This is a genomic window from Bremerella sp. JC817 (genome assembly GCF_040718835.1).
GTDB lineage: Bacteria > Planctomycetota > Planctomycetia > Pirellulales > Pirellulaceae > Bremerella.
Map to the genome: position 1 here is coordinate 1 of NZ_JBFEFG010000217.1, position 359 is coordinate 359.

Consider the following 359-nt stretch of genomic DNA (forward strand, 5'->3'; position numbering starts at 1 on the left):
TAGGCATCGACCCCCGGGGGGATGGATCGGAAGAAGTCGCCGCCGATCGCCTCGCAACGGCCAGCCTGCCCGGCGGCCTCGATGGCGGGGCGGGCCCGGTCGACGACCCCGGGGAGGTCGAAGAGCAGGCCCTTCAGGGAAGGGTACCGTCGAAGGGCGCCCAGGAGCATGGTGCCGTTGCCGCCGCCGATGTCGGCAAGGGTGTCGACCCCGGAGAGGTCATAGGCGTCGAGGATCGCATCGGTCTCGCGACCGTGGATGCTCGTCATGGCGGCGTCGAAGACCCGGGCGGGTTCCGGATTCTCGGCCAGGTAGGGGAAGATCGGCTGGCCGTAGACCATCTCGAAGCCGGTCTGCCC

Annotated in this window: 1 protein-coding gene; it reads right to left on the bottom strand. The window is 69.9% G+C overall.

Translation table 11 applies throughout. The features are described from left to right. On the bottom strand, positions 1-359 hold a 359-nt coding region (locus AB1L30_RS01040; protein ID WP_367011473.1), incomplete at both ends, for a methyltransferase.